We start from the raw sequence: 26,511 nt of genomic DNA on the forward strand, positions 1-26,511 counted from the left end.
AATAATTTTTTCAGAGCTACTAATTCAATTATTAATCAATACACAAATCCTTATTCTCCCAACCTTCCCAAACAAAATAATATTGCCACTTAAGATTGTGAGTTTTAGATAATTTATGATGAATTTCTTTCATTCTATTTTCTGCATCTGGCACAAACTCATGAAATTGCACCTGAATATTTTTAATTATTTTAATTACTCCAGAATCGATTAAATGTTCTAGCAAATCATATTCTGCACCCTCAATATTTATTTTCATTAAATCAATTTTACTAATTGAATTCTCTTCAAGAAATTCAACAGCTTTTCTTAGCTTTATTTTTTCAACATCTCCACTTACATCTCTAGTTATAGAAGAGTTATATCCATCTACCGAAATAAAAGCTTCATCATTTTCATTTGACAATCCAAAATCATGGACAAATATTTGAGAATTTTTGGAAAAACGATTTTTGATTGCTTGATAAAAATTTTCAACAGGTTCAAAAATATGAATTTTACAGCAGTATTTGGCAAAAATATCACTTGACCATTGCCCTTCATACCCACCCAAATCAAAGACAATAGATTTATCATTCAAATCATCATAATCAAGCCGTAAAGTTTTATCACCATTGTCTTTAAACCAATCTTTCAAATAAATTTCTTTATGAGTTTGTTGAGTTTGATTTTGAGACAGAATCTGAGATAAAGACAAAAATTTTCTACCTAATTTAGCTGCAGCTTTACTCATCAATTTTTTCATTCCATTTTCCCCTCTACTAATCTAAGCTTTGCTCTACTCGAATTTCCATTTAGTGATAATGCAAACAACATGAATTTGTAGCACTGATTGGAGTTTGATTAGACAATTAATTGAAGAATAAATAAAAGTTTATTCAATAACTAAATTTGAACTATTTTATAGCTTGAAGATTAAGACTTACAGGATAACTTTTACCATTAATCTCAATATCAACATTTGAAAAATCATCAAAAGTAGTTAACTCACAACTGCCTGGCTGCCATTCTTCAATCTTGCTGAAACCTGATTTATTTAATAAATCACTCAAGCTTTTTTTGTTGAATATTGTCATATGAAAATTGTATTTGTAGTCTTGACCTCCCATTACAGCACGAATGATGCTATTAATATCATTTCCCTTTGCATGATAAATATCTAAAAGTGCATCAAAATTAGGCACTGAAAGACGTAAAATACCATCTTTTTTCAATACTCTAAACCATTCAGCTAATACCATAGGTACATCAGCATGTGAAAAGTGTTCTAGACAGTGACATGCATATATTAAATCAACGCTATTTTTTGCGAAGCAAGATAAATTATTGATGGGACGTATATAGTGAATATGTGGCGCAGGCAATCCATCAATGTTGATAAATTTTGGGTGATTGATGGGGCCACAACCTAGATGCAAATTAATTTCTCCACTTTCTAGTTGAGGCAATGAAATTGGCAGAAATAATCTTCTAAGTTTAGCTAGTAAAATCTTAGATTCAGTACTTGTTATTTCATTAGTATTTTTCCAATTTTTATAAGCAAAATAATAGCGCTCACGAAAAGATTTAGGAACAAATGTTTTGATTGAATTAACCATTTACAATTACCTCAGGAGTGATTTCATAGGGTGCAGCAATTAGATATCTTGAGCTTTCTGGAGGCATCCCAGAGTTAAATATATCTTTTGAATGTATAGTTAGAGGTATTGGCTCATTTGTTTGACAGAGCCATTCTTTCATAGGAATCGCTAAACCAGCTTGTAATAGATATTGCCCTGCTGCCAATGGCCACTGTTTGAAGGTACAATCAAAGTAGTGTTGTCCTTCACAAATTTTCATAGTTACACTTCTATCTGGCATTGTTGAACATAAGAGCAAGTTTGTATTATCGAAAGTTGTAACTGACAAAAGTCCAGAACCTTGATGTATAGTTTTTTTAGCTACATAATGTATACGAAATTTGACATAATCCCAAGTTGCAAGCAAAAATTTGGGCTTTTCTTCTTCATCAAACATTTCAATTTTATTAATCCAAAAATCAGCGTCTGAATGAACAAGAAAATTTTCATATATCATCCCTGCTTGTAATTTTTTATTGGAATCAAATATACTTTTTTCATAAGTAATCATCACATTTTGAATATGATCTTGTGTTTTTAATAAACCTTTCTCCAGCAAAACTCCTGTATTACATAGCTTTTTTATGGTGGACATATTATGGCTGACAAATAAAACTGTTCGTCCTTCTTTTGCTGATACATCCTCCATCTTTCCAATACATTTTTTTTGAAATTGACTATCCCCTACAGCTAGCACCTCATCCACAATTAAAATCTCTGGCTCTAGGTGAGCAGCAACTGCAAACGCTAGCCGCACATACATTCCAGAGGAATAACGCTTAACCGGCGTATCTAAAAACTTTTCAATTTCTGCAAAGGCAACAATCTCATCAAACTTGCGTAAGATTTCTGTCTTACTCATACCCAGAATTGCACCATTGAGGAAGATATTTTCTCTGCCAGTAAGTTCTGGATGAAAACCTGTCCCTACTTCCAATAAACTTGCTACTCGCCCTTGAATTTCAATTCTTCCTTTTGTTGGTTCTGTAATTCGACTTAAAATTTTCAGCAGCGTTGATTTTCCTGCTCCATTACGACCGATAATGCCAACTCTGTCACCTTGCTTAATCTCAAACGATACATCTTTCAACGCCCAAAACTCTTCACGGGCGGTATCATATATTTCTTTGCCAGAAGGTTTAAGCAATTTTTTACTCAGCGACTTTGCCCCATTACTGATGGATTCCCGCAGAGATTTATATCTGTTATATTTGCTTCGCCCTTCTTGCTGGTGACTGAGGATATACTTTTTACTCAGATTTTCAACTTTAATAACAGTTTCAGACATTGGCGCTTTACTCAGTCGCAATAACTTTGTGATCAATAATTAAGCTTATCTGGCGAACACACTTTTCCTGGGTTTACCTTCAACTCACCCCCGTCAGCAAGCATTAAATATTCTCCTAAATCACATCGGCAAAAGTACGTTCCATTTTGCGGAAGTACCAAATACCACTCCACAGCAACAGAACTACTAGAGCCAGAGACAGTGCAAATCCAGGTAAGTAAATTTGCGAGTCACCTCCTAAAATCGCCCAACGGAAACCGTCGATTACTCCTACCATTGGGTTGAGTGAATACAACAATCGCCACTGTGGGGGAACGATAGTACTGCTAAAACCGACCGGAGAAATGTATAAACCAAACTGGACTATAAACGGTACGATATAGCGAAAATCTCGATACTCTACAGTTAAAGCCGCTAGCCACAGCCCTACACCCATCGAAGCTGCAAAGGCAATCAATATAAACAATGGCAGTGTCAAAATCCGCCACTCTGGGACAAAGTTGTACCACGCCATCAACCCCAGCAAAATCATCCCAGAAATCATGAAGTCTACAAAGCTAACAATTACTGCACTAGTAGGCACTATTAAACGCGGAAAGTAGACTTTGGAAAGCAGATTGGCATTGCTAATTAAACTGTTGCTACATTCGGTAAGTGCCCCAGCAAAAAACTGCCAAGGAAGCATAGCTGAGTAGACCAATATAGGGTAAGGCACATTACCTGGACTGGGTAATTTTGCCAAGCCTCCAAATACAACGGTAAACACCACCATTGTTAAAAATGGGCGAATTAATGCCCATGCCATTCCAATCACAGTTTGCTTGTAGCGCACCAAAATGTCACGCCATGCCAGAAAGTAGAATAGCTCCCTGTATTTCCACAAGTCGCGCCAATACTGGCGTTCAGTCCGACCTGCCTCGATGATGAGTTTTTGTGTCTCCATCTACTTATCCGTTATTTTGCATGAAATACACTGCATTCAATGTAGACAAGGCTAGCTAAAGTCCTGCCACGAAATTAGGTGGAAATATCAGAAAAATAATACAAGTCAGATGCTTTTATGAAATTGGCAGACTTAAACTGTTTAAAAAACCCTTGTATTACTTGATATTTGCTAGGCAAATTTTTTTGAGAACATCCTGTCACATCATTTCTAGAAATGCTGTATTTTTCCGGGAGTTTTAATGAAAAACAACTACTGTTCATGCAAAATAAATTTTGCCTTTCATTCTGATAGGAAAATGAGTAGTATTTGTGGTGATAACTAAGCTTTTTGGTTAGCATTAAACTACCACAACCTAAATCACTCACAATTACTCAACTCTCCATCCCAGGTAGCGTTCGCGAATATGAAATGGAGTACTAAAAGAACTAGATGTCAAAAGTTGCTTGAAAGCCAACCATATAAAAGGTGGAATCGTCTTTGTATAACGATTCCAGAGGCGGCGGGGTTCTTGAACCCATCGGTACAACCATTCAAAACCTAAATCTCTCACCAAGCGCGGTGCCCTTTTATGAATTCCTGCATAAACTGGGAATACTCCACCCAAGCCAATCATTACTGCCTGAATTTTGCCATGATGCTGAGCCATCCACTTTTCTTGTTTTGGACACCCTAGGGAAACAAACACTATACCAGCACCACTGGAGTTAATTTTTTGGGAAAGAGCTTCATCTTCTGTTGCTGTTAAAGGGCGAAATGGTAGGGGTTCCATCGCTGCAATTTTCAAGCGAGGAAATTCTTGCTCCAGCCTTGTTCTCATGCAAGACAGAATTTCTGTTTGAGAACCCACAAAAAAAACACTTACATCAAGTGTTTGAGCCAACTCACACAATGCTGATAAGATATCCATCCCTGCTACGCGATCTTGGTATCGCGCTCCTAAAAGCCTCATCATCCAAACTAGAGGCATACCATCAGGAGTGACTAAGTCGGCACCTCGCAACACACAAGCAAACTCTGGATTCCAATAAGCCTCCATGAGCATATGCACGTTGGCTACACATACAGTCTTACTCTCGTGTGCGATCGCCCACCTCAGTATTGTTTGTATTTGTTCTTCAAAACGTAAAGCAGTAATTGGAAACTCTAGCACTTTCTGAGTAGGTAGAAAAGCTCTTCCTACCATAAGTCACTCCTTGTGTCACAGATAAAATCAAAAAACCACTGAACCATTGCCTACCTAAACATCTAAAAAACTTCAGGTCATGTCAAGATTGACTTGCATTAAAGGCTAGGATATGGTCGGTAGTTAACACATGGAGATGCAATCGTTATTACAGCAAATAACTGCTTCCCTGGTGATGATTTAATCATGTTGACCTGTATCTTACTTTACTCCAGATTCGTACCTTGTCAGTAGTTTTTTAGTAAACTTCATGCTTTTTTTATATTTACTTTATTTTTGCTTTAGTTTTTTAAAAAAAGTTTATGATGATTATATAGACTTAGAAAACTATTCTTGAAGTAAAAATAATTACTATAAAATTAAAACAACCAAACAGCAAGACTATCTGGTTGTTGCGTAGATATTATTGATGAAAAATTTATTTAGACTGATAATCTTTTATTTATAAACAAAATATAGACTAGTTGATTACTACTGTTGTGCTAGTGAAATAACTGTCACTTAGTAACAGGGAATCAATAACCTTGTTTCTTATCATTCAGAGAAAAGCCCAAAAAATAGGGGGAAGTTAAATTCTGCTTCCCCCGTTCCTTGGTTTATTTTCTTGTCTTCTTCATTACCCGCCTTTAGCCTCTGTCGCAGCATCTGCTGTTGTTTCTTGATTTGTCGCTTTCTTGCTGAGCCACCTTTACCTTTGTCATTCCTGCCTTGTCGGCGTGGAGATTCCCATCTTTTCAATCGCATAATAAATTTCTTGGATTCTGGTTAAAAACTAAATTTACTCTGAAAAGCTAAGGGTCTTACTTTCAAGATACTTGAGTATACTTGTTTGCTATTTATAGTTCTATTTATATAGTAATTCAATCTTATCTCAATCGTCAAATTCCAATAGTAGATTCAAACAATTACGGTGATAAAGTTTTAACGCTTTGCAGATATTATTTTCACAGACACAAAATTAACGACTATTGTAACTTAAGCTTTCATTGGCTGCGGCAACCTCTATTCTTGTGTTTGATAGATATTTATTCGTAGAAATACATTTCATAGTAGAGATTATCTAATCATGCTTAAGTAAAACAACTTAAGTATCAAATTTTACTTATTATAGTGTTGAACAATAGGTATCTATAGACCTCTACAGACATTCATCATTTCACAAGTATCGTCCGGAAATAAAAGTGAGAATTTTAAAAGATAAGCTATAAGTTTATCTAATAATCAAATTCAGTAGAGATGCATTAACAAGGCTGTACTGTCACCATCTTTTGAACTTCATCTATCCTTACCTTTGCCAAGGCGAATTGTTCAATTACCCAAGCATTCGTTTTCAAGTGGGTACTGACTTCCGCCACCTGGTATTCACTCTCCTGTGAAGCTAAAGCAGCTGGCAACAATAATTGATCTGCTAAATGTTCATCCACTGCTGCACCAGTTTGGTGAAACTTCAACAATTCCTCACAAGCCATTTGTGCTACTTTTTCTGCTGGCAAGCCTAAACGCCCCAAGGCACTAAACCCAGCTAAGCTATGCTCATATTCGGCAGTCAGAAACAAACCTGCTCCTGGTGCAATGCCTTTGTTTCGCACAGGTTGGATTACAGCTTTTAATCCTGCTTCTCGCAATAAATTCTCGGCACGGCTGGCCATACGCTGGGGAATGTGGGAAGGTAATTCTGTCACTACTGCCGAACCATACACTAGCCGCAAGTCTCCGCGTTCCAGCAAGTTGATCCCAGCAAGCTTGCTATCACCTCTCACCAGTAATTTCACTTCACCCTGGCCTTGGGGATACCAACCCCAAGCACACAACTCAACCTCTGACTGCACACCCATTCGATGTAACAGCGGCAGATATACTTGCTCAATGTAAGTCATAGGGGGGCTATGATGAACATGCGTCCCTCCCTTTAGCATTACCTGAGAGCTACCGCTTGCAAGCGCTAGAGGCAACAGGATAGTCTGCAATACTAAAGTAATGGCACCTGCCGAACCACCTTCTCGTGCTTCGCTGACATCAAAGGTGTAGTTTTTTGCTGTCACAACTCTACTGGGAATAAATTCCAGCATCATCGAACCCAAAGCATCACCTCGCACTTCGGCATGACAAATTGCTGCTGCGGCACGAACTGCTGTTAAGTGTTGGGCAGCTAACCCTGGTTTTTTGCGTCCGGCGCGGACGTTATAAATTGTTGTAGGAATACCAGTAATGGCGGCTAAACTTAGGGAGGTGCGAAGAACTTGCCCTCCGCCTTCGCCGTAAGATCCATCAATGTAAATCATAAAAGTTCAATTAAACTTGGTAATTGGTAATAGGTAATTGGTAATGGGCCAATTACCTATTACCGATATTTGTAAATTCACAGTCTTACGTAATGATGCAATTTAGCTTAGTTCTTACTTTCTCCAAACAACCAACAACTAACAACAAACAACAGTTACAGTTTATGTTCCCAACATCTGTAAATTGTGTAAGGTAGCGTAAAGTCCACCTAGTTGCAGTAACTCTTCATGGCTTCCCTGTTCTATTAATTCTCCACGCTTGAGTACGAAAATTCGATCTACGTTACGAATTGTAGACAGACGATGGGCAATAATAATCGCGGTACGTCCGATCAACAGCTTGTTTAAAGCTTCCTGAATTAATGCTTCTGTTCCCACATCTAGGCTAGCTGTTGCTTCGTCTAAGACTAAAATTTGCGGATTGCGAATTGCTGCACGGGCAAAGGCTAACAGTTGCTTTTGACCGCTAGAAAGATTTGTACCCCGTTCGCGAAGTTGGGTATCGTAGCCTTGGGGAAGTTGTTCAATAAACTTGGCAATGTTGGTGTTCTCTGCTGCTTGTTGAACTTCCTCAAAGCTGTAGCCATCTCCTAAGGTGATGTTGCTCTTAACATTACCAGCAAATAAAAAGCCTTCCTGCAAAATCACTGCCATGTAGCGCCGTAGTTCGGCTTGGGGTAACTCCCGAATATCAATACCATCAACTAAAATACGTCCCTGGCTGGGTTCGTAAAGACGACACAAAAGACGAATGATAGTACTTTTCCCAGCACCAGTGGGGCCAACCAATGCCACTTTTTCTCCAGGATGAATCGTAAAGTCTAGGTCTTTAATGACATAATCATCTTGTTTATAGCCAAACCAAACGTGTTCAAATTTGATTTCTCCCATTTGTGGTTGGGAATCTTGAGTTTGGGATTCAAGATTAGCAACTATCTCGTCTATGTATCCGAATTGAGAATCAAATACTGATAATCTGGGATTGGTGCGATCGCGTATTTCTATTGGTTCATCTAAAATGTCGGTAACGCGTTCAATCGCTGTGAAACCCGCTTGGATGACCGTAAATTTTTCTGCAAACTGTTGTAAAGGCTGGAATAATCGTTCTGCATACAATACAAATGCAGATAAAATCCCAAAAGTCAAGTTTTTTTGCAAAAGTAAATAACCGCCAACCAAAAGCACAGCGGCGATCGCCACTAGAGAAACCCATTCCAATGTTGCAGAAACAGCGGAATCATGAAAGATGGTTTTATCTACTTCTTTGACATAGTGCTTGTTTGTATTGCTAAATAACTTGGCATTAAATTTTTCTCGTCGGAATAGTTGCACTATATTAATGCCAACAATATTTTCTTGCAGTTGGGAATTCAAGACGGAAAGTTCTTCTCTAGCTTTATAGTTAGCTTTGCGGTACTGCTGTTGAAAGTAAATAATTAAAAACGATACAGGTATGAGCATCAACAGCAGCAACAAGGCAAGTTGCCACTGAATAGAAAACATAAACACAACTATCACCAGCATGGAAAACAGATCGGACACAATACCAATTGCTCCAGTGGCAAATACATCTCCTAAAACTTCCACATCACTGGTGAGTCTGGTAATTAATTTACCTACAGGTGTGCGGTCAAAAAAGCGCACTGCCAAAGAAGTAACATGATGAAATAAATCTTGGCGAATTGCAGCAGTAATTTGTTGCCCTACCTTCTGTACCAAATAACCCTGAAAACCTGAAAATATCAGTCGGATAACTACCGTTACAACTAACAATACTTCCAAAATTTGCAGCGCCTGCCAAAAGGAAAGATTGCGGAGAAATTCGTAAGTGCTTGGTTCATTGCGAATCAGAGAAATAATCTGTCCAATTAGCAATGGTTGTATGGCGTTGGCTATAGCTACTGGCACAAGTAACACCATTGACACTACCAACAAACGTACATGAGTACGCGCATATGGTGTCAAATGCAAAAATAACCGCCAGTCGTTTTCACGCCGACGGTACTCTGAGTGAGTTTTTTTTCGAGGTATGGAGATACTCATAATATAAAAATTATATTAATTTTTACAATAGTAATAAGGTAGTGTTTGCATTTCTACCTTGCCACCATGCCAGAGATTGAAACTACACGATTGCGGCTAAAACCATACACTATAGACGATCTGGATGAACTCGCAGTGATTTTAAGTAATCCAGAAGTAATGAGATATTCACCTAGAGGGCCAATTCCCCAGGAAAAGGTAAAAGCGGAAAATGCCTACTTGGAACTGAAGTTAAATTTTAAATTGCTTGGCTCAAAGCTTTTTGCTCAAGGTAGTCATAGCAGTACCTTGAGGTAACGTGAGTCTTGCTTACACTATGACTGTAAGCTTTGTCCAAGCTTGAGTCCACGCAAGAAGGCTATGTTGATTTTCGAGGAACACTTTCAAGACAATCGCCACAAATGGTATACAAACGATTCCGCCGAATGCACTGTCTGCGTTGAAGCCAATTATTATACATTTGAACACAAACGTTCAGGTGGTAGTTCGTGGCTATCGTGGCAATCAGCAGACTTCTTCTACGACAAACAAGAATTTCGCATTCATGTTGTGCTGGAAAAAGTCACTGGTGTCAATCATGGATATGGTTTCGTCTGGGGACTTGCAAATACAAGTAACTTCTTTGAGTTTGTGATCTCCGACAATGGCTACTACCGAATCTCCAAGTACGAGAATGGTATTTTTCAAGATTACGTCGCCTGGAAACGCTGCTACGAAATTAAACATCCCAATGCAGTAAATATTCTGGATATCCGACGTAATGGAGAACTCGTAGAGTTTTATATCAACAGTATGCTGGTTGAGAAACTATCAGTAGATACAGTGATGCAGGTGAGCGATCGCAAGTTTGGCTTCATCATCTACGACAAAATTAAAATCAAGGTACACAGCTTGATCATTAGCACCCCAAGCACCGAAACCAACACTCATCAATCAAATCGTCGAGCTGACACTGCCACAACAGCATCCTTCGTTGAGCATGAACCACCCGCTAGCGACACACTTGAGAATGTATTCGTCGATTTAAAGGCATTGGTTGGGCACGAACACACCAAGCGTCAACTTTTGTCATTGACAAATTTCTTAAAAGTGCAGACTGAACGGAAGGCGCGAGGACTCAAAACTGCAGACACTTCACTGCACCTTGTCCTTTACGGGCCACCCGGCACTGGTAAGACCACCATAGCGCGTTTAGTGGGTCGCTTGTACAAACAACTGGGTTGCCTTCAACGCGGACATGTAGTGGAAACCGATCGAGCTGGAATCGTTGGTGGGTATATCGGACAAACCGCACTGCGTGTAGACGATGCAGTCAAGCAAGCGCTAGACGGTGTGCTTTTTATCGACGAAGCCCATGCTCTTGTCCCAAGAGAGGCATCATCCAACGATTTCGGTTTGGAAGCGGTACAAGCCTTGCTCAAACGCATGGAAGATCACCGCGATCGCCTGGCGGTGATTGTAGCTGGATATACAGATGAAATGGAGTATTTGATCGAGTCGAACCCCGGTCTGCAATCTCGCTTTAGTCGATTGTTTTACCTCGATCACTACACACCCAGCGAACTCATTTTAATTTTCAAGAAATTCTGTCACGATAACGGATACACAATTGATATTTCAGCACATATAGCTTTGCAAGCAATTTTTGAAACTGCGTATGCGAAACGCGATCGAAGTTTTGGCAATGGGCGTTTTGCGCGTGTTATCTTCGAGCGCAGCATTGAACAACAAGCAAACCGGATCGCAGATTGTCTAGAACAGATGGATGATTCCGCAATCTCCCGGATTACAGCAGAAGACTTGGGGATTGCTGATTTGTAATGTGCTTGTACTGAAGTAATCCTAACTCAGCTGCCAAAGCCTGGATTTGTTGGCGAATAATAAAACATAGATGTTGCCAAAAAACTAAATTTAGATTTGGAAAAATTTGAAAAAGATAGAGAGATTGCTAATACAGAAATTCAACAAGATATTCAATTAGCTGAAAAATTAGGTCTTTCTGGCACGCCATTTTTTATTATGAAAAGTGAAACTGTTTCTGGTGCTGTGCAGCTAACCGATCTAGAAAAGCTGTTGGCGCGTGCTAAGTAGACTTGTGGATAGTGGATAGTGGATAGTAGTAATCAACAACTAACAACTAACTACTTATCACTTGTTGGCGAAGACTCCGGAAAGTTTCTCTGATGGGATGGATCTCAACATATATTGACTCATCACAGCCAAGTTGTGAGGTTGTTAATGCATCGGATGCTATTTCGGGTCATCGCCCCCATCACTTTCTTCACTGGATGCTCTTTTGAGCAAGCGCTTCAGCCTTACTCAGTCGCGTCTGAAACTCCTCCAGGAAATTCAGAATCGCTGACACAGGGAGATACCCTCTCGCCATTGGAACAACAAGTGATTGTGGAAATGAACAAGGCGAGAACAGATCCCACAAGTTATGTTGCTGTACTAGAAAACTATAAAAGCCGCTTTGAGGGCGATCGAGTCCGAATTTCTAACAATGTCTATTTACAAACTCAAGAAGGTGTTGCAGCTGTTGATGAGGCGATCGCTTTTCTCAAGTCTGTTAGCCCTGTCGGCGCTTTAACTGCGTCTAAAGGAATGTCTTTGGCAGCTAGAGATCACGTTAAAGACCAAGGAGCAAAAGGTACGACGGGTCATTATGGTAGTGATGGTAGCGATCCCTTTACTCGCCTCAGTCGCTACGGAACTTGGCAAAGTAGTGCTGGCGAAAATATCAGCTACGGTTCGCATACTGCCCAGGATATCGTTATGCAATTAATTATTGATGATGGAGTGAGCGATCGCGGTCATCGAACAAATATTTTTAACCCAGCTTTTCAAGTAACAGGGGTTGCTTTTGGTACTCACGCCACATACAGGCAGATGTGCGTTATTAATTATGCTGGAGGATATATAGAAAAATCGGTTTAATCCCCTTACTTTGCAACTAAATCACATATGGGCGATCGCTCTCATTTCCCAAACTCCACAACCACTCCTCTCAACGTCTACATCCAAGGCCAAGGCTTTCCCATTCTCTGTTTACATGGTCATCCTGGTTCCGGTTCTAGTCTTTCTGTTTTCACCAATCACCTCTCAAAACGCTTCCAAACCATCGCTCCAGACCTACGCGGTTACGGCAAAAGCCGGTTTGATGGCAATTTTGATATGAGCGACCATTTGACTGACTTAGAAGTCCTTCTAGACCGCTTTCAAATTCAAAAATGCCTAGTATTGGGATGGTCGTTGGGTGGCATCTTAGCAATGGAATTAGCACTGAGATTACCTGAGCGTGTCACTGGGCTAATTTTAGTGGCAACAGCGGCTCGACCAAGAGGCAATCATCCGCCTGTGAATTGGCAGGATAATTTATATACTGGAATTGCCTCTGTGGTGAACTGGATCAAACCAGGCTGGGAATGGAATATTGAGACGTTTGGCAAGCGATCGCTCTTTCGCTACCTGATCCAACAACATACCACCACCAGCTACAGCTACATTGCCAAAGATGCAGTATCAGCCTATTTGCAAACTTCTGCGGCTGCAACTCGCGCCCTCTATACAGCGATAAAAGCAGGATACAACCGCCTTACCGATCTCAAGCAAATTCAGTGCCCTACTTTAGTACTTGCTGGTGCCCAAGACCGCCATATCACGGCTGATGCTAGCTTAGAAACAGCCCGACACCTGGGTGATTGCCAGTGGCAATGCTATGCCAATACAGCCCATCTCTTCCCGTGGGAAATTCCCGATCGGGTATTGAGCGATATAGACTTTTGGCTGGAGGCACATCCACAGATAGTCAATAGTCAATAGTCATTGGTCATTGGTCATTGATTATTGCTTGTTAGCTAATAGTTGATAGTTGATTGGAACAAGCAACAAACAACCATCAACGAATGACGAATGACTAAGGACAAATGACTAATAACAAGCCTTATTTTTACACTTGACCGCTAAAGGCAGGCTGTACTTTGCGGTCAATCCGTTCCCCCAGGTCTTCAGCAATTGTCAATGCTTCCGGTTTGCAGCGCTTTACGTTCACAGCTATTCCTTGCGCTCCTTCCTGTTCCAAGTCTTCTACGTAGCCTTTGATCGCTGCTTTAGCTTCCGCAGAATTTAAAAATGGCCCAAAGTAGTATGTGCAACGGGGATGCTGTGTGACGATTTCCACCCACCAAGCTAATCCAAAATTCTGGAACGCGTTAATCAAAAATTCCTTAGTGCTATCCCAAATAGTTTTCATGGTTTTCGCCAATTTATTAACGTGGTACTGGGTTTAAAAAAGTGTGCTGCTGTTTTTAGTGGTTTTACATTTCTTTATACTCTGTTACTATTCTTTTTTCCAAGTAGTTTTTTGTAATTTATCGAAATGCAGCGTATTTTTCATCCAGCGTTGACGATAAATTTCATACAGTGCCATGCCTGCTGCGACTGAAGCATTGAGGCTAGGAGTCTTGCCCTGTAAGGGAATTGACACCAAAACATCACAAGAACGTTGTGTCAATAAACTCAGACCTTCCCCTTCAGAACCTATTACCAAAACGATCGCACCATTGAAATCTACTGTTTGTATTGGCTCGCTACCACCATCACAAGCAGCGCCGTAAATCCAAAAGCCTGCGGCTTTCAATTCCTCTAAAGCACGGTGCAAGTTCACCACTCTGGCAACGGGAAAGTTTTCTAAAGCACCCGCTGCGACTTTCATAACTGTAGAAGTAATACCGGAAGCACGGCGTTGTGGGATCACCAATCCCTGAGCACCGATTGCTTCTGCTGTACGAATGATTGCTCCTAAGTTATGGGGGTCAGTGATGCCATCAGCGGCAACAATCACAGGATCGGTGACAGATTTAGCTTTTTCGATTAACTCATGCAATTCGAGATAGGCGTAGGGGGCAATTTGAGCTGCCACACCTTGGTGGTTGCCTCCGTCGGTAATTTGATCTAAGCGTTTGGGTTCAACTTCGTCGATGATGGTGCCATTTTCTTTTGCTTGTAAAATCAGGGAGTGAAAGCGGGGATCGTAGCGCAGCCGGGGAGTAATCCAAATACGGTTGAGAAAACGCTGATTTTCCAACGCACTCAACACCGGATACCGACCGTAGATGAGATCGCTATCATGGGTTTGTTTTCTAACCCTCTGTTCATCAATATCTGTGGAAGTGCGAACAATATTAGGAACAACTCGCTTGCTCTTAAATTTCAAGGGTTGCCCACGATTCTTTTCACCGGAAGTGATAATTTTTTTTGTTTTGTTTGTCATAAGAGTTTTGGGTTAAGCGTGTGAGTGAACATCCCTATAGCCTAGCTACCTTAACTTAGAAAAGGTAATTCTGCTATTGTGAGGTAGATTTCTCACTATTTTTCTAATTGCAGTTTTTGCAACAGTTCTGTTAAGCGTTGGCAATCGGTGAGATAGAGGTAGCCAATTAGGGTTTCTAAACTTGTTGCTTGTTGGTAAGTGTCGGGATCAACTCGTTTTGGGCGTCCTGTGGCGGCATTACGACCCCGTCGGACAATTTCTAACTCGTTTTGTTGCAGATGAGGAATTAGCGATCGCAAGTGTAGCGCCTGCATTTCCGCTTTTACCTGTGCCACTACCAAACGATGATAAGTTTCGCTTCGCTGCGGTGGCATGAGATAAAACATCCTCACAAACAGTTCATATACAGCATCTCCCAAATATGCTAGAGCTGTAGGAGAAATTTGTTGTAGTTGTGCCTGAGAAATTTGTTGAGATAAATGCCCTGTGGCTGCCTGCATTACTTGGCACCAAGATGAATCTACCTGAAGATGTTCACCTTGTTCATGTAGTAATTTTTCCTCCTTTGATTTCACAAGTGAGCTATTCCTCGTAGGCTATATAGGGGAGGTCACATTTAAGTATGTTCTTTTGCTCGCAGGATGTTTGTCGTGCAGGTCTACCTAGCATAATCCAGGCTCAAAATTCACTTCCTAATTTTAGCTTTTTAATTGGAAATTAAAATTTTGTCAACTGTTAAGTTCAACAGAGACGTTTGTGTTGTTGGGAAAACCCTCCGAAACTCAGTTTACAGAAAATACAGACTCTGAACAGGTTTTGGCACGAATAACTACCAGCTACAGGAATCTAGTTCAATGTCCTCGCTGCACGACAACTTTCTTTTAGATTAGAATAAAGTGTGAACTTGTGAAGTATCAAAATCCCATTCTTCATAGTTTTTTTGGGATTGTTTTGTCAATTTTTGTTTCATTCCATCTTTATATTTGAGCGGAAGTAATCCTACCCTGAAAGTAAGCCAAACACTCATTTTGTAAGCATTTGCACCTTCTGCCTTCAAGACAGAAGGCAGAGTAGGGCAGTTCGTTTATTTAACCATCAAAGTTAAGTTGTCAGACCACTAGTGTTGCCTGTCGTAGCAAAAGGAAGAAGAAGAGTTTATTCCTTTATTGTGCGTCCCTGTGCATAAGGGTCTTTTACCCAAGGCAATTAAATAAAAATTAAGCTATCCAGATTGAAAGATCGGATAGCTAATTTTGTCTGGACGGTCAAGCAATCAAAATGATTTGATGTTTTCTAGAGCAGCATCGACTGAAGATTGCAGCATGAGAAACTTCTCTAGGCGAACAAGCTTGACCGTTTGAGTGACACGAGCATTGGTAACAATTTGCAAAGTACCTTCAGCATTTTGTGCCTGCTTGGCTAGCTGTACCAAAGCTCCCAAGCCGGAACTGTCAACAAAATCGATTTGTGAGAGATCCAGAATAATATGCTTGGGTCCCTCTTCAATCTTGCTGCCAAGTACCTTACGAAATGTTGGCTCAGAAAACGCGTCTAACAAACCTGTGAGGCGGAATAGCTGACAGTTATCCCGGACTTCTCGAGTACCTCTCAGGCTAACGGTTAAATTAAGTGGCTCAGCAATAATTCCCTCCTCATATTTATCGTGAACGCTCAAGTATAGATGGTTTTGGTGGATGTTGTCTACATTGGGTACTGGGGATTGGGGAAGGTGGGGCCCCCTCTGGGGATAAGGGGTAATGGGGATTGGGGATTGGATATTTTCTATGCCCGATGCCCGATGCCCATTGCCCGATGCCCTAGTCCCTAGTCCTCATTCCCTATTCCCAATCTTTCGCTTTCTCCATTTTTACTACTTTTACTTTACTCCGGTTGTTTCTGCTTGACGCACTGCTCGCATTGCTTGGACAAAATTCTCGAACAGGTAATCAGCGTCGTGAGGGCCAGGAGAAGCCTCTGGATGATACTGGACGGAGAATACAGGCAGGTTCTTGTGACGTACCCCAGCGACGGTGCGATCGTTCAAATTCAAGTGGCTGATTTCCACAACTGCATTGGGTAAGGTGTCTGGATCGATCGCAAAACTGTGATTTTGGCTAGTAATTTCTACTTGTTGTTTTAGACCTGTTGGCTGGTTCAAACCACGATGCCCAAATTTTAGTTTAAAAGTTTCTGCTCCCAGCGCATGACCCAAAATTTGATGTCCCATACAAATACCAAACATCGGTTTTTGAGCCGAAAGCAGCGCCTTGGTAGTTTCAATTCCTTCAGTGACAGCTGCTGGATCGCCAGGACCATTGGACAGAAAAATTCCATCTGGATTGTATTTGAGAATTTCCTCTGGTGGGGTGTGAGCGGGAACAACAATTACGCGGCATCCATAACTCGCCAAACGACGCAAAATATTGCGCTTGATGCCAAAGTCCAAAGCCACAACGGTAAAGGTCTCTTCAGAATTGGCTGTGGCATCTGGGTTGAATTCCCAAACTGGATGGGTGGGATCTGACCATTCATAAACTGTTTGTGTGGTAACTTCACGAACGAGATTTAATCCACTCATCGAAGGAGCTGCTAGTACTCGTTCTAGCAGTTCGGCTTCATCAAGAATTTCTGTGGAAATACCGCCGTTCATGGCTCCATAGATGCGAATTTTCCGGGTTAACGCGCGGGTATCGATGCCGTAAATGCCGGGAATTTGGTGCTGTTTGAGGTAGTCAGGCAAGGATTGCGTGGAGCGCCAGTTACTCGGTCGGGTACAAATATTCCGCGCGATCGCTCCTCGCACTTGTGGTCTAGTTGACTCCTCATCCTCTGAGTTCACACCCGTATTTCCTAATTCAGGATAAGTAAAAACTACTATCTGACCGCAGTAACTAGGGTCGGTCAACACTTCTTGATATCCGGTCATACCAGTGTTAAACACCACTTCCCCAATCGTGGTACCTGTGGCACCAAAAGACCAACCGCGATAAGTAGTTCCGTCAGCGAGAACAAGTAGAGCAGGTATTGCGTCAAACAGAGGCATATGAATTATGAATTATGAATTATGAATTATGAATTATGAAATTTTTAGCATTCATCATTGTTTTTGAATTCTGTATAATTATGCCGTTTTTATTTCAACTTATTCAATTTTTTCTTGACCAAGCCCCTTTGAGTTGGGTGTAAGGATATGGGGGAATATAAGCGCCCCAAATATCAAGGCTTCAAGCCCCTTAATTTATTAAGGTACAATAGCCACATGTCAAAAGGTTCCTAGAACACTGTGCATCGGCTACGATAATAAGCAAAGAATGGCGTGTATTTTGTCAAGTGGATACAGATACTATTCCAAAGTATCGTCGGTGTATGGAGAAGGTAGGCATTATAAAAAGTTATGCTTCAGTCTTTTTTATCCCAAATTGGGCTAATATTTTTCTCCTTCACACTGGCGATTTTAGCTGTTGCTTGCCGTGAAGACAAACAGAGTGTCATTACTGGTGAACAACGATCGCAACCAACGCCACAATCAATTGCGTCCAGTGCGATCGCATCTCCTCAGACTACTGCATTGCCAACAGCAAGCCCAGAACCACAACCAATCAAAACTTCCCAGATGCAACCCAACAGTTTTGAATTGGGATTAGATAAAGCAGCCAGTGCTGATACTATCAGTCAATCTGCTCAATCGCCAGAAGATTGGAATTTGGTGGCTAACCAGTATCAAAATGCGATCGCGCTGATGAAGCAAGTAGAGCGACAAAGCCCGTACTTCACTAGTGCTCAAAACAAAATACTAGAGTATCAACGCCAAATCAAATACGCCCAACAGCAAGCTTCTCCTCGCTGGGAGTCCCCGCCACCAGTTACAACACAAGCCAAACCAAACCGGATTGTACTTGTTGTTCCCCAAGCATCTCCTACACCAAAGATTGCACAAGAACCCCCTCCAGAAACACCAGAACAACTACTACCACCTTTAACAGCATTCTCACCTCCGCCACCTAACCCGCAACAAGTACTTGCAGCACCGAGTACGCGGCGAAGTGAACCAGTGGTATTTGTTGCTCCTATTAAACGGCGAGTTGGAGGTACGCCAATCATTGACGTTACCTTTAATGGTAATCAGCAATTTGAGATGATTTTGGATACAGGAGCTAGTGGTACCGTGATTACCCAAGATATGGCAAATGCCTTGGCAATAGTGCCTGTAGGCAAAGCTAAGGCAAATACTGCCAGTGCCAAAGCAGTGGAATTTCCGATCGGTTATGTAAATTCAATTGAAGTTGGTGGGATGAGTGCGAAAAAAATCGCAGTGGCGATCGCCGGAGCTGAACTAGAAACTGGACTTTTGGGACATGACTTTTTTGGCGACTACGAGATCACCATTAAGCGCAATGTAGTAGAATTTCGCCCTCCATCTTCCTTGCATCATCTCAATTCCTCAGAAACTGGACTAACTCCTCCAACTTCGCCCAAGCCGCACCACTCTGGAGAATATCCTTAGCCACTTTTAAGCCTTGAGCGTGATCCAACAGTGATATAGCACCACCCACTTGCAAGGCCAATGCAGCATTTAACGCCACTACATCCTGTTGTGCCTGTGTTCCCTTACCTTGCAGTACAGCCTTCAGAATCTCCCCATTTTCTTGGACATCACCCCCTCTCAGTGCTGATACGGGAGCAGGAGTTAAACCCAATTCCTGAGGATTCAGTGTCGTTAGCTGTACCTCCTCCCCAGATAAAACAGCCAAGTCAGTTATATCACCTAAGCCTGCTTCATCCAGTTTTTCTCGCCCGTGCAGCACAATCGCCTTTTGCGTACCTAGTTGCTGTAAGGCTTGAGCAATTGTTACTAACAACTTAGGATCGAACACCCCAATTACCTGCCCTGTTGGACGTAAAGGATTTACCAACGGCCCGAGTAAATTGAACACTGTCCGCACCTTAAGAGTTCGCCGCAACGAAGCAACCGCCTTGAGTGCAGGATGCCAACCAGGAGCAAACAAAAAAGCGACCCCTACTTCTTTTAACGCTGCTGTCACCTTTTCACTTGAACAACTCAGATTTATGCCCAACGCTTCCAATACGTCAGCACTGCCAACACGACTTGATGCCGAACGATTACCATGTTTGGCAACGGGTATGCCATAGGCAGCAGCAACAAAAGCAACAGCTGTCGAAATGTTAAATGTTGATGCCCCATCCCCCCCAGTGCCGCAGGTATCGATTAGGAAATTGGGCATTGGGAATTGGGAATTGGGCATTGGATCTTTTCTATGCCCCTTGCCCCATGCCCCTAGAGACTGGAATTGCAATACTTCAGCCATTCCTGCCAACTCCTCAGCAGACACACCTTTGCAGTGGAATGCGGCTAAAATTGCTCCTGACAACTCTGGAGGGATAGCTTCATTGAGCCATCCTTGCATCAATTCTGCGGCTTGAGTGCGTGATAAAGATTGGCAGTCTAATAATTGTTGCAGCAAGTTAGACCAGATGACAGAGGATTCTTGTGCTGGGATCGAGGAATGGTTCATAGATAAATTTATCGATATTTTTAATGCTCGATTAAGATAGTCCCACGGTTTTGAGACTTTTCATAATTTGTCATTTTTGAGCCTAACCCAATCGCCAACTTCAAGAAATTACAACAGAGTAAATTGAAACTATTGAGCCATCTGACAGCCCAAAAGGTTGGTTGCGATTGATACAGTTTTAGAGTCTAGCAACCTAGTTTATTTTTTAGAGTTTAAGAGCGATCGCTCTTAATCAATCATTGTGGGCGTGTTCAAACTCATAAATATAGAACAGGCGACTAAATTTCTTCAGCAGATATCCCACAACTGCAAATAAAATTGCGCCTCCAAGTGCCCACCAGAATTCTGCTGGGGGGACAAAAGTGAAAACGGATGTGCGAGTTTGTTCCATAACTGCGATCGCACTTCAAGAGGAGCAAGTCGATGGGGACAAAAATCTTCAAAGCAACGCCATTTACACTCCCTTGGTGTTTCCTAAGATTGGTAAGGGCGATCGCACTCTATAACACTTCATATATGTCCGATTGGATAGTATAGAAGACAGCGCTCAGCTTTCTATCGGTGGATTCACTGGCATGGTTGAAAACCATAACCCCAATTTTCAGGTATCAGAACCTAGTACACATTTCATAAATTCATAGCGAAAATTTTGTACCAAGACTCTGCGTCCCTCTGCGCTTACCTCTGTGCCCCTCTGCGTTTAAAATCGCTACTTTTTTAGGCAAAGCTATCTTAGTTAATCTCCAATTTGTCTTGAAAGTTTGAGGAAAAATACTTTTACATAAAATAACCCCCTCCCCGCAAGCGGGGAGAGGGCTGGGGAGAGGGGTAAACTTAATATCCGCCTTCTTCTTCGTACTCTGGCTGTCTCTCTTTCACCTTCTTGGGAATGTTGATTGGCTTTGGTGGTTCGTCATCCCAAGCATCGCGATTGAGATCGTCGTCGTAATCTTCGTAATCTTCGTCGTATGCCTTGCTGGTATAAGGCTGTGGGGGTTCGTAGGGTTGGGCTTCATACCTATCTTTACCCGTTGCCTCACTCCAGTTATCTTCTTCCTCTTCTTCGTAGCGAATCGATTCGTACGATCGCGCTTCCATTACCCGACGTTGGGGAGGCCGTTCTTCTTCGTAATAATCTTCGTCCCATTCTTGCGCTACAGGTTCGGGAGCGCGAACCTTCGGCTTAATTGGCTCGATTGGTACACCACTTGGCAGCTGATTTGATGGTGCTACTGTCCGTGGAGCATAATTGTAGTCTTCGACTGCTTCCCGCTCCCACGGCGCTCTACCGATACCCAAGCGCTCTAAGATACCAACTGTCAGCTGAGTTACCCGTTCTTCTGCCCCCTCAAAGACAATCAGTCTGTTCGGGCCTGTGCTGACAATCTCTTCTACCGACAGTTCGTAGGTACTCAGGAATGAATCTGGAATTTGTGGCAGTCCTAAAGAAGCAACGACAATAGAGTAGATTTTACCTGTTTCTCCGTTGAACTTGAAGCCCCGCACCTTGCCTAAGACTTCACCAGTTTCTGTAATCACTTCCCAATTAATGAGGTTGCTGTATACATCAACCTCAATATCTTCGATCACATCCTCGTTATCAACCAGAATCACATCCCCGATTTGGCTGATGTTGTTGAGGTACATGTAGCGCGGTATCCCAGACACAGAGATCAGGCTGTCTCGCAAGCTAAGAGCCACAACCTCTCGCTGATCTACATCAACCCAGACTTGACTTACTATTCCTAGCCGCTTGCCATTGTCGCGGGTGATTACCTGAGTATTTAAAATATCGGAACGCCTAATTACTTGTTCAGAGGTCATTCTATACCGAGTCCTGATCTCGAATCCGGTTTATCTATACACTATTATTAACAAATTCTCAAGCCGAATTATTAGACGATTGTAACTTAATACCCAAAACTTGAGTAAAGGCTCCTCTTGCTTGAGTAACGCCAATCGTGCGTTCGGCTGATTCTATCATCGGGCGACGCAAACTCACAACAATAAATTGTGCTTGTTGCGCCTGTTGTTTAATCATTTTAGCTAATCGTTCCACGTTTGCCCCATCGAGAAACATATCTACTTCATCAAATGCGTAAAATGGCGATGGACGATACCTTTGCAAGGCAAAAATAAAACTTAATGCGGTGAGAGATTTTTCTCCCCCAGACATGGAAGCGAGGCGCTGTACAGGTTTGCCTTTTGGGTGTGCTACCAAATTCAATCCGCTGCTAAATGGATCTTCGGGATTGTCGAGTTGCAAATAGCCGTCACCTTCAGAAAGTGTGGCAAAAATTGATTGAAAGTTTTCATTAACGGCGTCGAAAGCTTCTTTAAAAGCACGTTGGCGCAAAGTAGTAAAGTTTTCAATCCGCAGCAGCAATTCAGTGCGTTCTGCTTCTAATGTCTGTAATTTTTGACTGAGTTCCTCTAATCGTTTTTGGGTGCGTTCGTATTGTTCCAAAGCCAGCATGTTGACTGGTTCCATCGCTTGCAGGCGCTTAGCAAGCGATCGCAATTCTTTTTGCAATTCTTCTAAATCGACTTTATCTGGCACTTCTGGCAAGGGAGATGGCAATTCTGCCGCCACTGTTTGCAGTTGCGCTTGCACGTTGGCGAGTTCCTCCCGCCGTGTCTGCTGAGTTTCTTGGAGTTTTTGAATTTCCCACTCCAATTGTTGTTGACGCAGCAGGTGCGATCGCAATTCCTGTTCAGTGCGATCGCGTTTTTGTTTTTCTTCTCCCAAACTCGCCTCCATTTCACTGAAACGCTGGCGAGTTGCAGCAATTTCAGTGCTGAGTGCTGCTTCTTGTTCTCTGAGCGCCGCTAGTTGATTTTGCTGGTTTACTTGTTCATTTTGATATTCAGTAATACGCTGTTCTGCTTCTTGAATTTTTTCTTGCAACCGCTGTTGTTGATTTTCCAAGCTTTTTAGGCGTTGTTCTGCTTCCCTTAATGCTTTATCTCGTTGTTGCAATTGTTGCTCTTGATCTTTAATAACTGCTTGAATTTGTTGCCATTCTTGCGGAGTTTGGGATGCTTCCAACTCTGCCAATGCCTGACGTAATTGTTGCAATTGTTGCTCTTGATCTGGTAAATCCCGATCTAAAATTTCCAAGCGAGATTGAGCATGAGCAAATCTTTCGCTGTTTTGAGCAAGCTGCGATCGCGTACTTTCTAGCTGCGCTGTCAAAGTTTTTATTTCTTTTTGTAACTGCTCCAATTGCAGTTGCTGTTCGCGCCGCACCTGTCGTGCTTCTGTCAGTTCTTGCGAAAGCTGTTTGGTGCGGGTAGAAAGAGATGCGATCGCTTCCGTACAACGTTCTAAAATTCTCTCTACATCTGCCAAGCGTTTTTTCAGTGCCACGACTTCCTCAGATTCTGCCGCTTCCCCACTGCCAAACCGCAACGCCGAACGCTGGACGATGCTACCACCAGTCATCGCACCACTAGTTTCTAGCAATTCCCCTTCCAGAGTCACTATCCGATACAATCCCAGGTTTTTACGCGCGTGTTCCAAGGTGGAAAATACAACCGTACTGCCAAAAACGTAAGCGAACACATCTCGATAACGAGGCGCACACTCTACTAAATTGACAGCATAGCCAATAAAACCTTGAGCCAAGCGCAGTGTTGCATCAGGGGTAAATTTGGGGGCATGAATTTTGTTCAGTGGTAAAAAAGTGGCTCTACCAGCGCGTTTTTGCTTTAACAGTTCAATTCCCGCAGCTGCAATTGAGTCATCTTCCACGACAATATGTCCCAAACGCGCACCAGCAGCAATTTCCAAAGCGAGTTGAAAGCGTGGTTCCACCCGTCCTAACTGCACAACTAACCCACAAATACCACGCATCCCTGATTGCAGGATGACTTTGCTTGCGCCAGTTCCTTGCACTTCTTGTTGCGCTTGCGCCTGTGCTTCTAATTTATCCAACTGGCGTTGTTTCTCTCGCTGCTCTTGCAACAGGCGTTTTTGAGTTTCCTGTTGAATTTGCAGTTCTTGTTCTGTGGCGGCGAGATTCTGCGCTAATTCTTGGATCGGTTCGCTACCAGCGTTAAATTCTGTTTCCAAACTAGCACACTCTGCTTGTTTTTCGGCTAATTGCGGTTCTATGCTTTCAATTAGCTGGGTTTGCTCTTGAATTTGCTGCTGTAGTTGGCGATCGCGTTCCCGTAGTTGTGCTTGCTCAGTACGTTGAGGTTCGACGGTTTGCAATAAAGTTTCGATTTGGCGGTTGAGTGCAGTTTGTTGCTGTACCCACGCCTCGGAAGCAGAAGCAATTTCCGCCGCTGCTTGGCGCGAATTTTCTAATGCTTGTTGTGCTTCATCGCGTTCCGTTTGTAGAGACGTTGCATGCAACGTCTCTACACCGTGTTGTTGCACCAGTTGTTCTATGGTTTGCTGGTGCTGTTGAATTTCTTGCTGAGTTTGAGCAAGACGCTTTGCTGTTTCTTGAGATGCTGTTGTTAGTTCCGTTTGCTGGCGCTGGAGTTGTTTGCGTTCTGCTTCTTGGTTAGCAAGGGTTGATTGTACTGCTAAAAGTTCTTCTTCTCCCAATGCTTTCACACGGGCGTTGAGTTGCTCAAGTTCGGTGTTTGTTTGAGTGATGACTGTATTGAGGTTAGTGAGTTGTTCTGTGAGTTCACTCTTATTGCGATCGCCTGCTTGAATTTGGTTAGCTAACTTTTCTTGTTGATTTTGCAGTGTACGCCAAGATAACACCGCTTCCCACTTTTGTTTTTCCAAATATTCAGTGCGAAGTTTTTGGTATTTTTCGGCTTTGGCTTTGTCTTGGGAAAGGCGATCGCACTGTGCGGTTAATTCTGTTTCGATAATGCGACAGCTATCTTCCTTTTCCTTAACTTGTTCTAAAGTTTCTTTGGCTTGGTTAATTTTACGGTCAAATGCTGCCACCCCTGCCAATTCATCAATAATTTCCCGCCTTTCGCGAGCGTTCATAGAAATAATACTGGTTACGTCCCCTTGCAAAACGACGTTGTAACCTTCTGGATAAACACGCAACCGCTCTAATTCTTCGTGTAACTCTGTAAGTGTGGCAGAGACACCATTAATGTAATAAGTGGAAGTGTAAGTTCCTTGTGGGGTAACGCGCAACCTTCTAGTCACACTCCAGTCTCCGCCAGGTTTAGCGCGGATTTTTTCTTTACGATTTTTTTCATCCTCGCTTTCTTCTGCTTCTCCTACATCCTCCTGAACCCTTCCTGTATCCTCCTCGCTAGCGGGGAGGGTATCCACTTCCACCGTAGAAACAATAGGCTCACTTTCTAAGAGTTCATCCGGTTGATGATCTGACAAATCAAACGTCACTGTCACGATCGCTTCGACAGTAGAACGAGATTTGCTTGTTTGTGTGGTGTTGACAAGATCGGGTAGGCGATCGGCACGCATTCCCTTAGAACTAGCGAGTCCCAAACAAAATAGTAGTGAGTCAAGGATATTTGATTTGCCGGAACCATTTGGCCCAGAGATGACAGTGAACTCCGGCAGCAGAGGGACAGAGGTAGTGCCACCGAAGGATTTAAAATTGGTAAGTTCCACCCGTTTAATATGCACCATAGGCACTGATTACCTGGGAAGCTCGAAGTTCAAGTGTACTAGTGAAAGTTGTTAACAAGTTTAGTGGATAAAGAATTATAGAATCGCAGAGGACGTAAAAAAGAAGCAATGATATTGTAGGGGCAAAATAAAATTTATAAGTTAAGGGCAATAGGTGAGGCAAAATCATGAGGGCTACAATAGCCAATGTTAGCTTTGAGGAGTATTTAAAATTCTGTGATGGGACTGATAAGCGCTATGAACTTGTTGATGGGGAGTTGGTAGAAATGCCCCCAGCACGAGGTAAACATGCAGACATTACTGATGCTTTCAATGACATCTTCAAAGTGGAAATTAAACGTCTGGGAAAGGATTGGATTTCTCGGCACAGTTCTATAGGAGTGATGGTTCCTGGTGTTGGTAGACGGGCAACCTCTAGGATTCCAGATATTTGTGTGGTTACAGCGTCACAGTGGCAGGAACTGCAAAATCAGTTTGCTGTTTTGGTTGACTCGCCGCCCCTATTGGTAGTTGAGGTAGTGAGTGAGGGAACCAAAATTATTGACCACAGGCGGAAACGGGCTGAATACAACGTCGTAGAGATTCCTGAATACTGGGTGGTGGACTTTATTGAGAATGATCCAAAGTATCCGCTTGGGGTAACAGTTTTCACCTTAGTAGACAGATTTTATGAACAAGCGGTTTTCTGGGGCAATGACCGGATTATCTCTCAAATCTTTCCTGAACTCACCCTGACAGCTAATCAGGTGTTGCTAGCATAGCA

25 protein-coding genes are annotated in these 26,511 nt (G+C 42.3%); 8 read left to right on the plus strand and 17 right to left on the minus strand.

From position 1 onward, the window contains the following. Nucleotides 1–31: 31 nt before the first annotated feature. From HXY43_RS00175 to HXY43_RS00210, 8 genes are all read right to left on the minus strand, one after another. The gene (locus HXY43_RS00175) at nt 32–745 is read right to left on the minus strand and encodes an FkbM family methyltransferase (protein ID WP_290878545.1); all 714 of its coding nucleotides are present in this window, start codon (nt 743–745) and stop codon (nt 32–34) included. 151 nt (nt 746–896) lie between these two features. Next, complete coding sequence (locus tag HXY43_RS00180) at nt 897–1,598, minus strand: methyltransferase domain-containing protein (RefSeq protein ID WP_290878547.1); 702 nt, start codon at nt 1,596–1,598, stop codon at nt 897–899. After that, nucleotides 1,591–2,907 (minus strand): ABC transporter ATP-binding protein, encoded by a 1,317-nt coding sequence (locus HXY43_RS00185; RefSeq protein ID WP_290878549.1) that lies wholly within the window; start codon nt 2,905–2,907, stop codon nt 1,591–1,593. The genes HXY43_RS00180 and HXY43_RS00185 overlap by 8 nt, the downstream gene beginning before the upstream one ends. Before the next feature lie 115 nt (nt 2,908–3,022). Continuing rightward, entirely contained in the window at nt 3,023–3,850 is an 828-nt protein-coding gene (locus HXY43_RS00190) for an ABC transporter permease (protein WP_290878550.1), read from the minus strand. Nucleotides 3,851–4,220: 370 nt separating this feature from the next. Next, complete coding sequence (locus HXY43_RS00195) at nt 4,221–5,036, minus strand: WecB/TagA/CpsF family glycosyltransferase (protein ID WP_290878552.1); 816 nt, start codon at nt 5,034–5,036, stop codon at nt 4,221–4,223. A 534-nt stretch (nt 5,037–5,570) separates the two neighbouring features. Then, nucleotides 5,571–5,780 (minus strand): hypothetical protein, encoded by a 210-nt coding sequence (locus HXY43_RS00200; protein WP_290878553.1) that lies wholly within the window; start codon nt 5,778–5,780, stop codon nt 5,571–5,573. Between the two features lie 497 nt (nt 5,781–6,277). Further along, a complete protein-coding gene (gene rtcA, locus HXY43_RS00205; RefSeq protein WP_290878554.1) occupies nt 6,278–7,318 on the minus strand; it encodes an RNA 3'-terminal phosphate cyclase in 1,041 nt (346 codons plus the stop codon). A gap of 162 nt (nt 7,319–7,480) precedes the next feature. After that, nucleotides 7,481–9,361, minus strand: coding sequence for an ABC transporter ATP-binding protein (locus tag HXY43_RS00210; protein ID WP_290878555.1), 1,881 nt, complete (start codon nt 9,359–9,361; stop codon nt 7,481–7,483). Between the two features lie 66 nt (nt 9,362–9,427). On the opposite strand from HXY43_RS00210, the gene HXY43_RS00215 reads away from it, so the two are divergent. The 5 genes from HXY43_RS00215 to HXY43_RS00235 all read left to right on the plus strand — a co-directional run bounded on the left by HXY43_RS00215 (nt 9,428) and on the right by HXY43_RS00235 (nt 13,183). Then, nucleotides 9,428–9,658 (plus strand): GNAT family N-acetyltransferase, encoded by a 231-nt coding sequence (locus HXY43_RS00215; RefSeq protein ID WP_290878556.1) that lies wholly within the window; start codon nt 9,428–9,430, stop codon nt 9,656–9,658. 63 nt (nt 9,659–9,721) lie between these two features. Beyond that, a complete protein-coding gene (locus tag HXY43_RS00220) occupies nt 9,722–11,182 on the plus strand; it encodes an AAA family ATPase (RefSeq protein ID WP_290878557.1) in 1,461 nt (486 codons plus the stop codon). A 66-nt stretch (nt 11,183–11,248) separates the two neighbouring features. Further along, complete coding sequence (locus tag HXY43_RS00225; protein WP_367161439.1) at nt 11,249–11,452, plus strand: DsbA family protein; 204 nt, start codon at nt 11,249–11,251, stop codon at nt 11,450–11,452. 147 nt (nt 11,453–11,599) lie between these two features. Further along, nucleotides 11,600–12,298 carry a CAP domain-containing protein gene (locus tag HXY43_RS00230; protein WP_290878559.1) on the plus strand — a complete coding sequence of 233 codons (699 nt, stop codon included), beginning with the start codon at nt 11,600–11,602 and terminating at the stop codon, nt 12,296–12,298. Between the two features lie 27 nt (nt 12,299–12,325). Beyond that, nucleotides 12,326–13,183, plus strand: a complete 858-nt coding sequence (locus HXY43_RS00235) for an alpha/beta hydrolase (RefSeq protein ID WP_290878560.1) — start codon at nt 12,326–12,328, stop codon at nt 13,181–13,183. 127 nt (nt 13,184–13,310) lie between these two features. On the opposite strand, the gene HXY43_RS00240 is transcribed toward HXY43_RS00235, so the two are convergent. From HXY43_RS00240 to carA, 6 genes are all read right to left on the minus strand, one after another. Beyond that, nucleotides 13,311–13,613, minus strand: coding sequence for a DUF1816 domain-containing protein (locus HXY43_RS00240; RefSeq protein ID WP_290878562.1), 303 nt, complete (start codon nt 13,611–13,613; stop codon nt 13,311–13,313). Between the two features lie 87 nt (nt 13,614–13,700). Continuing rightward, on the minus strand, nt 13,701–14,633 hold the full coding sequence (gene rlmB, locus HXY43_RS00245; protein ID WP_290878564.1) for a 23S rRNA (guanosine(2251)-2'-O)-methyltransferase RlmB: 933 nt from the start codon (nt 14,631–14,633) through the stop codon (nt 13,701–13,703). 95 nt (nt 14,634–14,728) lie between these two features. Continuing rightward, nucleotides 14,729–15,208, minus strand: a complete 480-nt coding sequence (locus HXY43_RS00250) for a ribonuclease III domain-containing protein (RefSeq protein WP_290878565.1) — start codon at nt 15,206–15,208, stop codon at nt 14,729–14,731. Nucleotides 15,209–15,519: 311 nt separating this feature from the next. After that, nucleotides 15,520–15,690, minus strand: a complete 171-nt coding sequence (locus HXY43_RS00255; RefSeq protein ID WP_290878566.1) for a hypothetical protein — start codon at nt 15,688–15,690, stop codon at nt 15,520–15,522. Nucleotides 15,691–15,906: 216 nt separating this feature from the next. Continuing rightward, the gene (locus HXY43_RS00260; protein WP_290878568.1) at nt 15,907–16,308 is read right to left on the minus strand and encodes an STAS domain-containing protein; all 402 of its coding nucleotides are present in this window, start codon (nt 16,306–16,308) and stop codon (nt 15,907–15,909) included. Between the two features lie 201 nt (nt 16,309–16,509). After that, nucleotides 16,510–17,676, minus strand: a complete 1,167-nt coding sequence (gene carA / locus HXY43_RS00265; RefSeq protein ID WP_290878570.1) for a glutamine-hydrolyzing carbamoyl-phosphate synthase small subunit — start codon at nt 17,674–17,676, stop codon at nt 16,510–16,512. 351 nt (nt 17,677–18,027) lie between these two features. On the opposite strand from carA, the gene HXY43_RS00270 reads away from it, so the two are divergent. Further along, nucleotides 18,028–19,137, plus strand: a complete 1,110-nt coding sequence (locus HXY43_RS00270; RefSeq protein WP_290878572.1) for a retroviral-like aspartic protease family protein — start codon at nt 18,028–18,030, stop codon at nt 19,135–19,137. On the opposite strand, the gene trpD is transcribed toward HXY43_RS00270, so the two are convergent. Further along, on the minus strand, nt 19,067–20,167 hold the full coding sequence (gene trpD, locus HXY43_RS00275; protein ID WP_290878574.1) for an anthranilate phosphoribosyltransferase: 1,101 nt from the start codon (nt 20,165–20,167) through the stop codon (nt 19,067–19,069). The two genes, HXY43_RS00270 and trpD, sit on opposite strands and share 71 nt — an antisense overlap. A 362-nt stretch (nt 20,168–20,529) precedes the next feature. Between trpD and HXY43_RS00280 the strand changes: the two genes are divergently transcribed. Further along, nucleotides 20,530–20,673 carry a hypothetical protein gene (locus tag HXY43_RS00280; protein WP_290878597.1) on the plus strand — a complete coding sequence of 48 codons (144 nt, stop codon included), beginning with the start codon at nt 20,530–20,532 and terminating at the stop codon, nt 20,671–20,673. A 328-nt stretch (nt 20,674–21,001) separates the two neighbouring features. On the opposite strand, the gene HXY43_RS00285 is transcribed toward HXY43_RS00280, so the two are convergent. Further along, nucleotides 21,002–21,991, minus strand: coding sequence for a PRC-barrel domain-containing protein (locus HXY43_RS00285; protein ID WP_026733902.1), 990 nt, complete (start codon nt 21,989–21,991; stop codon nt 21,002–21,004). Nucleotides 21,992–22,049: 58 nt separating this feature from the next. Further along, nucleotides 22,050–25,748, minus strand: a complete 3,699-nt coding sequence (gene smc / locus HXY43_RS00290) for a chromosome segregation protein SMC (protein WP_290878577.1) — start codon at nt 25,746–25,748, stop codon at nt 22,050–22,052. 167 nt (nt 25,749–25,915) lie between these two features. Here smc and HXY43_RS00295 point away from each other — a divergent pair, with 167 nt between their 5' ends. Then, a complete protein-coding gene (locus tag HXY43_RS00295) occupies nt 25,916–26,509 on the plus strand; it encodes a Uma2 family endonuclease (protein WP_290878579.1) in 594 nt (197 codons plus the stop codon). The last annotated feature ends 2 nt before the right edge of the window (nt 26,510–26,511 follow it).

It is taken from the genome of Fischerella sp., assembly GCF_013388695.1.
Lineage (GTDB): Bacteria > Cyanobacteriota > Cyanobacteriia > Cyanobacteriales > Nostocaceae > PCC9605.